15 protein-coding genes are annotated in these 13,459 nt (G+C 61.8%); 11 read left to right on the top strand and 4 right to left on the bottom strand.

What is annotated here, in order from left to right; genetic code table 11:
- The first annotated feature begins 30 nt into the window (after positions 1-30).
- A complete protein-coding gene (locus tag KFK14_RS05600) occupies positions 31-996 on the top strand; it encodes a nuclear transport factor 2 family protein (RefSeq protein WP_021244038.1) in 966 nt (321 codons plus the stop codon).
- A gap of 93 nt (positions 997-1,089) precedes the next feature.
- Positions 1,090-1,416 (top strand): DMT family transporter, encoded by a 327-nt coding sequence (locus tag KFK14_RS05595; RefSeq protein ID WP_021244037.1) that lies wholly within the window; start codon positions 1,090-1,092, stop codon positions 1,414-1,416.
- Between the two features lie 282 nt (positions 1,417-1,698).
- On the opposite strand, the gene KFK14_RS05590 is transcribed toward KFK14_RS05595, so the two are convergent.
- Together KFK14_RS05590 and KFK14_RS05585 are read right to left on the bottom strand one after the other, a co-directional pair.
- The gene (locus KFK14_RS05590) at positions 1,699-2,562 is read right to left on the bottom strand and encodes an alpha/beta fold hydrolase (protein ID WP_021244036.1); all 864 of its coding nucleotides are present in this window, start codon (positions 2,560-2,562) and stop codon (positions 1,699-1,701) included.
- Between the two features lie 32 nt (positions 2,563-2,594).
- Positions 2,595-3,335 carry a dienelactone hydrolase family protein gene (locus tag KFK14_RS05585; protein WP_021244035.1) on the bottom strand — a complete coding sequence of 247 codons (741 nt, stop codon included), beginning with the start codon at positions 3,333-3,335 and terminating at the stop codon, positions 2,595-2,597.
- Between the two features lie 109 nt (positions 3,336-3,444).
- On the opposite strand from KFK14_RS05585, the gene KFK14_RS05580 reads away from it, so the two are divergent.
- The 6 genes from KFK14_RS05580 (at position 3,445) to KFK14_RS05555 (ending at position 10,258) form a co-directional block, all read left to right on the top strand.
- Entirely contained in the window at positions 3,445-3,927 is a 483-nt protein-coding gene (locus KFK14_RS05580; RefSeq protein WP_021244034.1) for a MarR family winged helix-turn-helix transcriptional regulator, read from the top strand.
- Positions 3,924-5,906, top strand: coding sequence for an FUSC family protein (locus KFK14_RS05575; protein ID WP_021244033.1), 1,983 nt, complete (start codon positions 3,924-3,926; stop codon positions 5,904-5,906). The genes KFK14_RS05580 and KFK14_RS05575 overlap by 4 nt, the downstream gene beginning before the upstream one ends.
- Complete coding sequence (locus KFK14_RS05570) at positions 5,903-6,115, top strand: DUF1656 domain-containing protein (RefSeq protein WP_021244032.1); 213 nt, start codon at positions 5,903-5,905, stop codon at positions 6,113-6,115. Before KFK14_RS05575 ends, KFK14_RS05570 begins: the two co-directional genes overlap by 4 nt.
- 10 nt (positions 6,116-6,125) lie before the next feature.
- Positions 6,126-7,034: an efflux RND transporter periplasmic adaptor subunit gene (locus KFK14_RS05565; protein ID WP_062066109.1), complete on the top strand. Its 909-nt coding sequence runs from the start codon at positions 6,126-6,128 to the stop codon at positions 7,032-7,034.
- Positions 7,035-7,036: 2 nt separating this feature from the next.
- The gene (locus KFK14_RS05560) at positions 7,037-8,458 is read left to right on the top strand and encodes an efflux transporter outer membrane subunit (protein ID WP_021244030.1); all 1,422 of its coding nucleotides are present in this window, start codon (positions 7,037-7,039) and stop codon (positions 8,456-8,458) included.
- A gap of 564 nt (positions 8,459-9,022) precedes the next feature.
- Positions 9,023-10,258 (top strand): tyrosine-type recombinase/integrase, encoded by a 1,236-nt coding sequence (locus tag KFK14_RS05555; RefSeq protein WP_212610185.1) that lies wholly within the window; start codon positions 9,023-9,025, stop codon positions 10,256-10,258.
- A 59-nt stretch (positions 10,259-10,317) separates the two neighbouring features.
- On the opposite strand, the gene KFK14_RS05550 is transcribed toward KFK14_RS05555, so the two are convergent.
- Positions 10,318-10,521, bottom strand: a complete 204-nt coding sequence (locus KFK14_RS05550; protein WP_212610184.1) for a helix-turn-helix transcriptional regulator — start codon at positions 10,519-10,521, stop codon at positions 10,318-10,320.
- Positions 10,522-10,945: 424 nt separating this feature from the next.
- On the opposite strand from KFK14_RS05550, the gene KFK14_RS05545 reads away from it, so the two are divergent.
- Together KFK14_RS05545 and KFK14_RS05540 are read left to right on the top strand one after the other, a co-directional pair.
- A complete protein-coding gene (locus tag KFK14_RS05545) occupies positions 10,946-11,371 on the top strand; it encodes a type II toxin-antitoxin system RelE/ParE family toxin (RefSeq protein ID WP_246524906.1) in 426 nt (141 codons plus the stop codon).
- Positions 11,361-11,681, top strand: coding sequence for a helix-turn-helix domain-containing protein (locus tag KFK14_RS05540; RefSeq protein ID WP_212611052.1), 321 nt, complete (start codon positions 11,361-11,363; stop codon positions 11,679-11,681). Before KFK14_RS05545 ends, KFK14_RS05540 begins: the two co-directional genes overlap by 11 nt.
- Positions 11,682-11,816: 135 nt before the next feature.
- Here the strand turns inward: KFK14_RS05540 and KFK14_RS05535 are convergent, their stop codons facing one another.
- A complete protein-coding gene (locus tag KFK14_RS05535; RefSeq protein ID WP_212610183.1) occupies positions 11,817-12,158 on the bottom strand; it encodes a hypothetical protein in 342 nt (113 codons plus the stop codon).
- A 142-nt stretch (positions 12,159-12,300) separates the two neighbouring features.
- On the opposite strand from KFK14_RS05535, the gene KFK14_RS05530 reads away from it, so the two are divergent.
- Positions 12,301-13,404: an IS630 family transposase gene (locus tag KFK14_RS05530; RefSeq protein WP_212610182.1), complete on the top strand. Its 1,104-nt coding sequence runs from the start codon at positions 12,301-12,303 to the stop codon at positions 13,402-13,404.
- The last annotated feature ends 55 nt before the right edge of the window (positions 13,405-13,459 follow it).

Here is a 13,459-nt window from a genome sequence, read left to right as displayed (position 1 = left end):
CAACGCTCGTCGCACGGAAGGAGCAGGACGATGCATTATTCATTTTGCGTGAAATGGCTGAAAGCCTTCAGGCACAGCCCGGAAGCGATCTGCAGCCTATATGGGCCAGGCGACGACTTCGTCTTCGAGGATGTGATGCTCGACCAGCACAACATCGACAACCAGGCGGACCTTCACCGGCTGTTCGTCCCCTACGCCAACAAGGATCGCACCAATGGCGTCGGCATCCACAATTTCAGGATGCGCTCCTATATCGGCGATGAGAATTTCGGGCTCCTGCGTTGGGAATGGGGACCCGAGGATGCGGCCATGTTCATCGGCCTCGACGTCAAGGACAAGCCCTTCACGACCCAGGGGCATACATTCCACATCTACAAGGACGGCTTCATCAAGCGGGAATCCTCCTGGTGGGATGCCGCTGCGGTCCTGCGCGCCGTAGGCCCCGTCAGCCCGACCAAGATCCTCACCGGCAAACCGCACGAAGGGCCTGCCCGTTCGGCGGATGTCAAACTGAGCGGGGCTCCCGCCGGAACGCTCGAATTCGCGCAGGACTGGTGCAATGCGCTCGGCGGCGACATCCATGTGCTGCGTGCGCTTTACGCCGACTTCTTTTCGTCGGACTGGTCGAAAATTGACGATCATGAAAACGACACGTTCACCGATACCGAAATGCTGGTCCGCAATCTGGGCGGCATCGCGGCCGGCGAGAATGGTCGCTATCGTTTCACGGCGACCGAATATCTCGGTAACGAACGCAGGGGCCTCATCCACTGGAACGTCCAGATCGAGGGCGCCGAAAGCTATCGTGGCATTGCGACGGGCGGGAAAACGATCAGCACGCTCGGTTCCACCTTCCTCGAGTTCGATAATAGCGGGAAGATCGTGCTGGAATCGACCTATTGGGAGGACAATCGCGCCTTCGCGGCACTCGGCCTTCCCATTGTCCGTCCACACTATTGGGAGGAAGGGTTCGACCCGGCAATCTTGGCTTCGTGACGTTGAAGGCAGGGGAAACGCTAATGCACATCCCGCATGACGTCTGCGCTCGTTGCAAAGCTTCCCGACAGCACTCCCCATGATCGCAGACAAATGAAAGCCTATCTGCTTCTTGCCCTGGCCATAGGCGCGGAAGTCATCGCGACTTCCGCGTTGAAGGCAAGCGATGGCTTCTCCCGCCCCGTGTGGGCGTTAGTGTCGATCCTGGGTTACATCGTCGCCTTCAGCGCGCTGGCGATGTCTTTGAAGACTATCCCGCTGGGTATCGCTTATGCGATCTGGAGCGGCGTCGGGATTGCCCTGCTCACCCTGATTGGCTGGATCGTATATCAGCAGCGCCTGAGTCTCACGGCTATGTTTGGGATCAGTCTCATCATAGCCGGCGTGCTGGTTCTTCAATTATCCATCAAGCGCACTTGAAGTCGAAGGCAGCATCGGAAGCGGTGACGGTCAGGGGACGTATCCGGCTCAGCCAGTTCGATGCGAGGGCTCTGCCGTGCGTCGTGGACAAAGAGCGGGGTTGCTCAAACTGGCGGACATTTATGAGCCAGCGGCCGCCCGCCTGAGTTGAATCTCACCAGCAGCGCTGAGGCCGGCAGTCTCGATGTGACGTTTCAATCCGACTGATTGGACGGCCGTCATGACAAATGCTCCAGCGCTGAGCCGCAAGCCTTCCACCTTCCGTTCATGCGGCACCCCGCATCATCCGAATGACGGTATGTGCCGCTGCAGGAAATCGATCACGATATCGTTGAAGACATCGTTTCGATCGCCGGCGACCATATGTCCGGCCTTCGGCACATCCCGAACCTCCGTCTGCGGCACGAGCCTGCACATGCTGACCACACCTTCATCGTCGACAATATCGCTCTGCCCTCCGCGGACCAGCAGCGTAGGCAGCGTGACATTGCCGCTGACCCGTTCCATATCGTCTGCGAAGGACGGCGGTTCCGAGTTGGGGAGGCTTTCGAGAAAGCGCGGATCCCAGTGCCAGTAAAGACGTCCGTCGTCGCGCAGACGGAGATTCTTCATCAAGCCGCTCGGGTCCGAAGGGCGCCTTCTCTGCGGATTATAGGCGGACACGGCGTTGGCCGCCTCATCGAGATCGCTGAACCCATGTGGGTGAGCCTTCATGAACCGCCGGATTTTCTCCGTACCTTCCGCTGCCGGCCGCGGAACGATGTCAACCATGACGAGCAAATCCGCGACAGATCGAGACGCCCTACCAATGGCATAGAAGCTCGTCATTCCACCCATGGAAGCGCCGACCAGCGCTACAGGCCGGGAAACTGTCGACAGGACCGCGCCCAGATCTGAAGCAAGCGCGGGAAGCGAATAGTCCCCATCGGGAGACCAGTCGCTGTCCCCATGTCCGCGAGCGTCGTAGTTCACGACGAAATAGCCTCGATCGGCAAGCTGGTTCGTCGCACCGGCCCAGCTGTGTCGCGTCTGGCCGCCGCCGTGCAGCAGAATGACAGTCGGCGCATCGGGCGGTCCGCCGACATCTCCGATCAGCGTCAAACCATCGGGTGTGAGGAAACGCCGCTGTTCCATCATATGTGCCATAGCCGTCCCGTTGTTGGCGATGCTGACATTGCCTAACGCAGCGAACCATCGAAAAGCCCGACAAGCTCTCGCCAGTGCCTTTCCGCGGCCGCTACATCGAACACGGGAAAGTCAGCCATGGTGAACCCGTGCAGCGCTCCGCTGTAAATCTCGCATCGATGGTCCACGCCAGCATCCGTCAGCGCCTTTTCCAAACGCTCGGCCATTTCGGGCGGGTACAAATCATCCTTGTCGGCGCCGGCGACATAGACCCGCGCACTGATCGAAGGCGCCAGCAGGTGCGGGCTGGTATCCGCGTCCGTTGCGAGATTGCCGCCGTGAAAGCTCGCCGCAGCGGCAATGTATTTCGGCCAGCTTCCGGCGATCGACAGCGCGATGCCGCCCCCCATGCAATAGCCGGTTACGCCATATCGAGGGCCGACAACATCAGGTCGTTCGTCAAGCAACGTGATGAACGCCTCCGCGTCCCGTGCCGCCCGATGGTTGTCGGTGGAAGCCAGCAAGTGACCGATGGCGCCCATGAGGTCACCACTCGCGAAAACCTCCGCGGGCACAAGCGGTCCATATGGACCTGCGCGATAATAGAAGTCGGGCAGCAAGACGGCGTAGCCGCTGTCGGCGAGCCGTTGCGCCATCGAGAACAGCGTTGGGCGGATGCCGAACCCGTCCATGCAGAAGATCACGCCCGGCCAGGGGCCCGCCCCGTCCGGCGTGAAAAAATAGGCGGGGCAGTTGCCCTCGCCGGTCTCGATTTGAAGCTGCTCCTGGCTCATGGCCAATCCTCCTTCAACATGAGCGTAGATAGGCGTTCATAGCCAAATATGTTGCAAAGGCAACCGTTGCCTATTGAATATATAGACACGTCGGTCTACAGGGACGTCCATGCCAACCCACCGATCCGTAGTCAGCGCGGCGACGCTTTTTGAATTCACCAACGCGTTGCAGCCAGTGCGGCGCATCTGGGTTCAGGCGGTCAACATGGCCTTGGCTGACTTCGGGCTTCCGGCATCGCTGACGTCGGCTCTGATCCTGGCTGCGCGCCGTGGAGAGGAAGGCATCAGGCAGAACGCGCTGGCCGAGGAAGTCGGGGTAAACCCGGGCGCCATGGTCCGCATCCTCGACCAGGCGGAAGCGGCCGATCTGCTCGAGCGCCGCGATTCTCCGGACGACCGCCGCGCCAAAATCATCCAGGCCTTGCCCAAGGGCCGCGAAATAGCCCGCAAGATGGAGAAGGCAGTCGACGAGCTGCGGGCCGGGATCCTCGGGGATTTGCCGTCTCAGGACATTGAGACGACGACCCGGACGCTCCGTCTGTTCGAGGCGCGCATCGGTCAATACCTGCAGCAGGAGCGTTCGGGCCGATGAAGGTCAGCGCCGACCAACTGATCTTTTCCGCCAAGCTGTTCGTTGCCGGCATGATCGCCTTCGCGCTTGCCGTGCGGATTGGCCTGCCCAACCCCTATTGGGCGCTTGTCACCTGCTGCGTGTGCATGAACCCGATGTCGGGCGCGATCCGGTCAAAGGCCGTCTATCGCTTCGCAGGAACATTCTGCGCAGGCATAGTCACTCTCGGGCTGGTGGCAATGTTTGCGAGCACGCCGCTGCTGCTCGTGGCGGCCGCAGGGATCGTCGCGACCATGGGCTTTGGCCTATCGTTTCTCGATCGCACGCCCCGCAGCTATGGTTTCCAGCTTTTCTCGATCACACTCATGCTGGTCGCTGTCGCCGGCGTGGACCATCCGGAGACGAGCTTCGACACGGTGGTGGCGCGGGTCAGCGAAATCGCGCTTGGGATTCTTTCGACCACGATCGTCGATGCCATCGTCATGCCGCGGTCGCTCGGCGGGACCCTGCGCGCGAGCATCCATCGCTGGCTGCCGGACATGGAGAATTGGGCCAGGGACATCTTCGACGGACATGAGGCGGATGCAAAGGGCGAACATGATCGGCTGAAGACGCTGGCCGACATCACCTCGCTCTCGCAGCTCATCAGTACGTTGCGCTACGATCCAACGATCAGCCGCTCGGAATTGCGCCATGCGCTTGCGATCCAGCAGCGTCTGCTCCGCATGATCCCTTTGCTCTCGGCGATCGGCAGCCGGATCGCCGGGCTCAGCGAGGCGGAGCGTGAAGCGCTCCGGCCCAGTCTGGCGGCTGCGAGCGCCTGCCTTGCAACTGGTGCCGAACCGCCGGCGGGACTTGCGGACGATGTGCGGGCGGTTCCGCTCGATGCCGGGCCCGGCAGGCGCTGGCAGCAACTCGTGCACGATTCGCTGGCTGGGATGCTCACTGAAGGGCTCACGCTCTGGAGCGAGGTGCGCCGGATCGAGGCGGTGCTCGACGGGAAAGCGGTGCTGACGCCGGCGCTCGCCGGACAGGTCAGGGAAACCCGCGCCTTCCCGCTGATCCCAGACTTCGATCACGCCAGCAGGTTGGCGGGGGGCATTCTCGTTTCCTATGCGCTGCTTTGCGGTCTCTGGTACATGACGGGCTGGCATCAGGGCGCGAATGCCGTGCTGCTCAGCACCGTCGCGCTGGCCTTCTTTGGAGGCGGCGACGAGCCAGGCAAGGCGATCGCGATGTTCGGCCGCTTCGCGGTGCTCGCGCTGACGCTTGCCGGGCTGCTCTGCTATGGCCTTCTGCCGCTCGCCAATGATTTTGCGGCATTTGCGCTCGTCATGGGTCTGTTCATGCTGCCGCTCGGAGCATGGGCGGCAGTCAATCCGATGGCGACCCTCGTGCTGGCCTACGGCCTCAGCAACATCAACCTCCAGGGCCATTATTCTCCGTTCGATTTCGGGGCCTTCCTCGAGACCGGCCTTGCCAGCCTTTTGGGTGTCTATGTCGCCTTTCTGGGCGCGGGGCTGTTCAGAAGCTGGGGCGTCCAGCATCAGCTTCAGCGTTTCCTGCGCAAGGAAGCGCGAGACATCGCCCGGCTCAGCCGCTCGGCAAACCAGAGAATACGGGACAGCTATGTCCAGAGGGCGCTCGATCGCATCGCCGTCATGACCGCCCGGCTTGCCGCGACGGGACAGATCGAACGCAGCGCGAGCCTGCTCTCCCGCCTTCGTGTCGGCGTGAACGTCGCCGACCTGCGTATGATCGGGAAAGCGCTTCCGCCCGCAGCCCGCGCGGCGACCGATAGCGTGCTCGACCAGTTCCGCGCCGAGTTCGATGCGCCGCAGCCGTCGTCGCGGCTGCTCACGATGATCGATGATGCCCTGGACCGGCTATGGTTCGAGCACAGGGTTCCAGGAGACCGGCCGGACCGCGTTATCCATGCCCTTGCGGGATTGCGTATCGCCCTGTTCGAACGCGCACCGGCGTGGGAGCCCTCCCGATGATCGGAGAGATCGATATTGCCGGCATCTTCCTCTCGCCGCTGCTCCTCTGCGTCGGCATCGGCTTTGCCGCCCGCCTGCTCGTCTCGCTATTGCTCGAAGCCGCGGGTTTCTATCGCCTCGTCTGGCAGCGACCGCTGTTCGATACTTCCCTCTTCCTCATCCTGACCGGCGCCGCGTTTCTCGCGTTGCGCCTGGTCACCTCATCCTGAAGCACACGCCATGACCATTGACCGCGATACGATCCTGCGCCTGCTCAAGCCGCTCCTTACCCTGCTCGTGCTGGGCGTCGCGGTGCTCGTCTTCTGGCAGCTCTATAATTACTATACTTACGCCCCCCAGACGCGAGATGGAAAGATCCGGGCCGATGTGGTTCCACTGGCCGCCGACGTATCCGGCCGGGTCGAACAGGTGCATGTCCGTGACAATCAGGTCGTGAGGCGCGGCGAGATATTGTTCACGATCGATCATGTCCGCTTGCGCAACGCCCTCCAGCAGACGGAAGCGGCGGTCGCCACCGCCCGCGCCACATTGAATGCGGCCGAGCGTGAGAACCGGCGCTATCAGGGCCTTGCCGACATCGTCTCGGGTCAGCAGCGCGACGACCGCCGCTCCGCCGCAGAGGAGGCCCGCGCCCGCTATGCGCAGGCGATCGCCGATCGCGATCTTGCCCGTATCAATCTCGAACGCGCTGAGGTGCGTGCGCCCGTCAACGGTATCGTCACCAACTTCTCGCTTCGTCCCGGTGCCTATGCCACCGCCGGCCAGCCAGTGATGGCGCTGGTCGATTCGGACAGTTACTATGTGGCGGGCTATTTCGAGGAAACCAAGCTTTCGCATATCCATCCGGGCGCGCGGGTGACCATCCGCGTTATGGGTGAGGACCGCCCCCTCTCCGGTCATGTCGAGGGTCGGTCAGCCGGCATTGACGATCGCGAGCGAACGACTGCCTCGGGCACACTGCTCGCCAACGTCAACCCGACCTTCAGCTGGGTCAGGCTTGCCCAGCGCGTCCCGGTGCGGATCGCCATCGACAAGGTTCCTCCCGGCATCGACCTGATCGCGGGACGAACGGTCACGGTGTCGCTTGATAGCGCGGGGGATGCACGCACGGTCGGTCTGGGCGCATGACAATGAAGCGTCTCGGCACGAGGGGATCATGGGCCTTCGCGGGCGCGCTGATGTTGGCGGGTTGCGCCACTGTCGGCCCGGACTATCACGCGCCGCCTCCGCCGGCAGGGATAGCAGAGAAACCGACCGCCTTCGCCGAGGGGAATTCGCCGGCCTTTGCCGCTGAGCCGTTGCCGGACCGTTGGTGGCGGCTCTATGCCATTCCCCAACTCGACGCGCTCGTCGAGGAAGCCATTCGAGCCAATACCGATCTGCGGATTGCCGCGGCCAATCTCGAACGCGCGCAGGCGATCGTCCAGGAGATACGGGCAAGCGCCCATGTCCAGACGTCGGTAAATGGTGGCGCCTCCGCGGGAGAGACCTCCAATCTCGGTCTCGGATCACCAGCGGGAACTCATGCAACATTCGATGCAGGCGTCGGGATCTCCTACGAACTGGACGTGGTGGGTCGGATCCGGCGCACCATCGAAGCGGCGGATGCCGATGCCCAGGCGCAGGCGGCTGCCTATGATCTTGCGCGTACCACAGTCGTTGCGGGCGTGGTCGGAGCCTATTCCGACGCTTGTGCCGCCGGTGCGCGGCTGGTCGTCGCACGCCGCTCGATGGAGTTGCAGCGGCAAAGTCTTGCGCTCACCGACCGTGGCGTGCGCGCAGGCCTCTACACCCCGCTTGATGCTATGCGCTCCCGTGCGCTCCTGGCGCAGCTGGAAGCGGCGTTGCCGCCGCTGGAAGCGGACCGCAAGGCGGCCCTCTACAGTCTCGCCGTGCTGCTCGGCAGGGCACCCGAAGACTATCCTCCCGGCCTCGCGAGCTGCCAGATAATCCCGACCATCGACCAGCCGCTGCCGATAGGCAACGGAATGGCACTAATCCGGCGGCGACCTGATATCCGCCAGGCCGAGCGCCAACTCGCGGCGGCGACCGCGCGCATGGGCGTGGCCACGGCCGAACTCTATCCGAGCGTCAGCTTCGGCGCATCGCTGGGCACGACGTCGCGCGGCGTCGGCAATCTGTTCGATAGTTCGGCGTTCAGGTTCAGCCTGGGACCGCTGATCTCCTGGACATTCCCTAACCGGGGGGTGGCACGGGCGCGAATCGTGGAGGCCGACGCCGCCTCTCGCGGGGCGCTGGCGGCATTTGACGGCAGCGTCCTGTCTGCTTTGCGCGAAGTGGAAACCGCGCTTAGCACCTATGCGCGCGACCTCGAGCAGAACGCAAAACTCAAGATTGCGCGCGATGAGAACCGCAAAGCCTTCGGCCTGCAGACGCGAATGACTCGCGGCGGCTTGGGAACGGGCCTCGACCTGCTCGATGCCGAAAGAAGCCTCGCTGCCGCCGAATCGGCGCTAGCAGCGTCAAGCGCTACGATTGCGAACGATAGAGTCCGGGTATTTTTAGCCTTGGGCGGGGGATGGGAACAATAGACAAAGAGACAAGCTATGCGGTTTCTTGGATTTTTGGTTCGCAGCGCGGTTCATCGTTTCCGATGATCGATCACCATAGAGCTGATTGCATCGGCTGCTTCGTGGTCAAGGCCGTGCATCCAGACTCAATGCCGTCGGCGTGAGAAGCGTCAGACTCGAGCGATCAGTATTGCGGTAGAAGCACGCAGTTTGCTCGGAGACAAACAGCGATCGCATTCTGTCATCAGCCCCTGGAATCACCGAGGATTGAACGGACCCTCCGCCGTGGCACATTTCGTGGCACATTTAGGGTAATGGAGGGCAATCCAGGGTAAGTCGGTTGTTGAAAAATAGAGGTTTATTTCCCCTCTGATCCCCTGTAGCGCCCTGAAAATCCGGTTCGAGTCCCGTAGGGGTCACCAAAATACTCTCCCAGAGAGTATCAGAAGGTGCCGGGAACGGCGGATTTCTGCGGTTTTTCATGGTATAGGTATCCCATACGGAGCGGTCTCGGACCACCGGATACCAGCAACTTGATGGTATGTCTGATGGTAGCGCGGCCCTCCTCGAAAAGGAGATACCATCATGGCGCTCACCGCCGCTGCGATCAAAAACGCCAAGGGCAAAGCCAAGCCCTATAAACTCACCGATAGCGATGGCCTTTTCCTCTATGTGGCACCCAATGGTGGGCGCTACTGGCGGATGAACTATCGCCACCTTGGCAAACAGAAGACGTTGGCGTTCGGGATCTATCCCGACATCGGCCTTGCCGACGCCCGCGAGCAGCGCGACGCCGCCCGCAAGGTGCTGGCGAAGGGGGACGATCCCGCCGAAAGGATCAGGCTAGATCGGATTGCCGCTATCGTGGCCGCATCTAACAGCTTCAAGGCGGTTGCCGACGAATGGCTGGTGAAGGTCGAGCGTGAAGGCCGCTCCTCCGTCACGATGAAGAAGCTGCGCTGGCTGCTGGCCTTCATCAATGCGTCGCTTGGCAAGCGCCCTGTCACCGCCATAACCGCGCAGGAGGTCTTGACCATGCTGCGTAAGATGGAGGGCAAAGGCCGCTACGAGACGGCCAAGCGCCTGCGCAGCACATGCAGCCAGATATTCCGCTACGCCATCGCAACGGCGCGCGCTGAGCGTGACGTGGCAGCGGACCTGCGCGGGGCGCTGATCGCGCCCAAGCCCGTCCACCGCGCCGCGATCACCAACGCGGACAATGCAGGCGGACTGTTGCGCGCCATTGAGGCGTTCGAGGGCTTTGCAAATACCAAAGCAGCGCTGCAACTGCTCCCGCACGTGTTCGTGCGCCCAGGCGAGCTACGCCATGCCGAATGGGCCGACTTCGATTTCGACAAGGCGCTGTGGACCATCCCGGCGCATAAAACCAAGATGCGGCGGGCGCATACCATCCCTCTCTCGCGGCAGGCATTGGCGATCCTCGAAACCATTGAGCATGACGCGGACTATAGCCGCCTCCTGTTCCCGTCGCTCCGCGCGGCAGAGCGGCCCATGTCGGAGGACACCATCAACGCCGCCTTGCGGCGCATGGGCTTCGCACAGGATGAAATGACCGGCCACGGCTTCCGGGCGATGGCGGCGACACTGCTCAACGAAATGGGACTATGGCATCCCGACGCGATCGAGCGGCAGCTTGCCCATTGCGACAACAACGCCGTGCGTCGCGCATACACGCGGGGCGAATACTGGGACGAACGGGTCCGCATGATGCAGCACTGGTCCGACCACCTCGACTTCCTGCGCGACGGGCAGAAAGTCGTAACCGGCAAGTTCGGTAAGGCGAAGAGCCAAGCCGCCTGATCGCAAACCGTCGATGTTGCCGTGCCCACGCCTGCAAAAGGTGGGGCACGGCAACATGATCAAACGCCCAACTCCTCCCGGTAGCTTACCGGATCGGCAATCCAGCGATTGATGGCGGACTCGCGCCAGCCAGCGCCGTGGACGCTGATCTTCACTTGGCGCGGGAAAGTGCCTTCGCCCATCTTGCGATAAAGCGTCGTGCGGGAAAGCCCTGTGCGGGCGAGGACGGTATTCAAGCGAATGATACGATCACTATTGGTCATGGGGCAGTCTCTTCAAATCAGGATGTTGCACGCGCCCCCGACCACGAGCATTGGATGCCTTGCCGTCCCGGACAAGAGTGTTACGGGCGCGCAGGCAGCTACGCTTTCATGGGTCGGTGAACGCTGGCGGCAGTTGGCGGTCAGCGGCGGAAGATGGCGGAATTTGGCGTAGGCTTCTCACTGATAGCGATCAGCGAAGATTTTTTCCCAGCCTGTACCAAAGTTTCATGCCAAGCCTTCGCATCCGCCCCGTCTCAGGGGACAGCCAGCAGGCGTTAGGTCGAGTCGTTCATTGGAGGCTCCTTTGAAAGGGCCACCGTCGGAAGCGTCGTGAAGCAAACTCATGCTCACCCGCAGCTTATGCGCTGTCAAGAAGGCCGACACCGTGTCGTTCCTTCCCATCCATGTTGAAATATAACGCTAAGTGTTATATAGAGCCACAGAGAGCAGGAGAACCGCCATCGCGCGCATCTTCAAAAATGGTTGGTTCGAGCGCTTCGCGCGAAAAGAGCGGATTGCCGATGCCTCGCTTCTTCAAGCCGTGGAGCGCGCAGAAAGCGGTCTGGTGGATGCCGATCTTGGCGGCGGTGTCATCAAGCAGCGGGTCGCGCGCACCGGGCAAGGCAAGTCAGGCGGCTACCGGACGCTGATCCTGTTCCGACAGGGTGACAAGGCGATATTCGCTTTTGGGTTCGCCAAGAGTGCGCAGACGAACATATCAAAGGCGGACCTGGCGTTGCTCCGCAACGCGGCGAGCGAGGCGCTGGAATGGAGCGCCGGGGAACTGGACCGGCTGGTAGCGTTGGGAACGCTGGTGGAGATAGGCGATGGGAACGGTGATGAAGAATAAAGGCTATCGCAGTGAGATTGCAGGCGCGATCCATGAAATGATGAGCGATGCCCATGACGCGGGCGTGGTGTCGCGCGCGACGCTGCGTACATTCGATGAAGCGTGCCTTGCCCCCGCCCCCGCGCTGGCAGGCGATGAAATCCGGGCGATCCGCGAGCGTGAGCATGTCTCGCAGCCGGTGTTCGCCGCCTATCTCAACGTCTCGCGCAATCTCGTGTCGGATTGGGAACGAGGCGTTAAGCGACCCGGCGGCCCTGCCCTGCGCCTTCTGTCCATTATCCAACGCAAGGGATTGCAGGCGGTCGCGTAGCTGTCGCTGTCGCTGTCGCTGTCGCTGTCGGCAAAACCCGTTTATCGCACATTGGCCGGTAGCGGAATGTCAGGTTTGGGGTTCGCAGAGGCAGTTAGCTGCCACTTGCGATTATGGCGGACGTAGGTTCCGCCATCACTGGGAAAAGGCGTTGAACGTTACATCGCCGCCATAAACATCGCCGGTATAGCCGGGCACTTCTACGACGACCTTTTTGAACCATCCCGCCGCAACGTAATCCACATTCGGATGAGCCGCCTTCAAGCCCCGATATACAGGATCGGTCATCAAGATTGGCTTCGTAGCAGCGCGAGTTTCGACGTATTCCGTGGTCATGAAGTGACTACGATAGTTGGGATTGGAATGCGTCATCCCGCCCAAAAAGCTGTGCGAAACTTCCTTTGCAAATTGGCTTGGCCATACGTTGACCCACGCTAAATCCTGCGAAAAAATGGAATTATAGCCGACGCGAACCATGTCGCACTCGATACCCTCGGACGACTTATTGGCAATGTCCGTTAACTTCGACGCAACGTTCGCCGGACGCCCCAACCACACTAGTCATCTGGAACTGAAGTAAGCCTCATTGTATGCTGTGCTCTCGGATGGGGAGCGCAGCATGGCAAACGCGGGTGGTCGACCGACGGCGCCTCTGGTTTTGGAGGCCGAGGAACGAGAATATCTGGAGCGTCAGGTCCGTCGGCGGCGGATAGCGCGCTCGATGTCAGAGCGATGTCGCATCATCCTGCGCTGCGCCGACGGGATCCGAAGCAAGGTCGTTGCTGCCGAGCTTGGCGTGCACGAACACACGGTTGGAAAATGGCGTCGGCGCTTCCTCAAGGACCGTATTGAAGGGCTGCTGGACGAGGCCCGACCCGGCAGGCCACGGACGATCGACGACGATCAAGTCGCCGCCGTGATCGAGCGCACGCTGCGCTCAACGCCAGCCGATGCAACCCACTGGTCGATCCGCACGATGGCTGGTGAGACCGGCTTCTCCCACACCACGATCCGGCGCATCTGGACGGCCTTCGGGCTGCAGCCGCACCGCTCGGAGACCTTTAAGCTGTCGAGCGATCCGCTGTTCGTCGACAAGGTCCGTGACATTGTCGGCCTCTATTTGTCGCCACCCAACCGTGCGCTCGTTCTCAGCGTCGACGAGAAGTCCCAGATCCAGGCGCTTGACCGCGAGCAGCCGGTCCTGCCGATGATGCCCGGCGTGCCTGAGCGCCGCACCCACAGCTACGTCCGGCACGGCACGACGTCATTGTTCGCCGCGCTCGACATCGCCTCAGGCTTCGTGATCGGCAAATGCTACAAGCGCCACCGGGCGACCGAATTCCTCGACTTCCTCAAGCAGATCGACGCGCGGGTGCCTCCCGACCTCGACATCCATATCGTCATGGACAATTACGCGACCCACAAAACCGCGCTGGTCCGAGCATGGCTCGCTCGTCGGCCGCACTACCACGTTCATTTCACGCCAACGTCGGCCTCGTGGATAAACCAGGTCGAGCGCTGGTTCGCCGAGCTGACACGAAAGCAGCTGCGCCGCGGCGTGCACACTTCGACCAGTCAGCTGGAGCAAGACATCCGCTCCTTCATCGACCGTCACAACGAGAACCCGAGGCCCTACCGCTGGACCAAATCCGCCGACGAAATCCTCGCCTCGGTCAAGCGCTTCTGCCAAGCTTCAGAGCGGACCTTATGTGGCGAACTTTAGATTCACATGACTAGTCATCTGGAACTGAAGTAAGCCTCATTGTATGCTGTGCTCT

Origin of the sequence: Sphingobium phenoxybenzoativorans (assembly GCF_018286635.1) — a bacterium.
Lineage (GTDB): Bacteria > Pseudomonadota > Alphaproteobacteria > Sphingomonadales > Sphingomonadaceae > Sphingobium > Sphingobium phenoxybenzoativorans.
The sequence above is the reverse complement of the archived record's forward strand: the minus strand, read 5'-3'. Positions and strand labels throughout refer to the sequence as shown.